A 280-nucleotide genomic window follows, 5' to 3' on the forward strand; every position below is an offset into this window, starting at 1 on the left:
ATACCGAACTGGGTCAGACGCCAGCCAAGATCGTTAAGCGGAAACAGCTAACCGATGAGATTGTCGAGTTCACCATTAAAGCGCCGTTAATTGCACAGTCCGCTAGGGCAGGGCAGTTTGTACGAGTATTGAGTGATGAAAAGGGTGAGTTGATACCGCTCACATTAGCTGACTGGGACGCGGCTGAAGGAACTATTGACCTTGTTATTCAGGGGCTAGGAAGCAGTTCTAAACTGATCAATAAGATGCAGGTTGGCGACAGCTTCTGCGCAGTGGCGGG

At 50.4% G+C, this 280-nt stretch carries 1 pseudogene; it reads left to right on the forward strand.

The features are described from left to right. Positions 1-280: pseudogene (locus tag AB4585_RS26925) on the forward strand (2-polyprenylphenol hydroxylase); the annotation flags it as partial.

The sequence above is a fragment of the Vibrio sp. 10N.222.49.C9 genome (assembly GCF_041474985.1).
Taxonomy (GTDB): Bacteria; Pseudomonadota; Gammaproteobacteria; order Enterobacterales; family Vibrionaceae; genus Vibrio; species Vibrio crassostreae_C.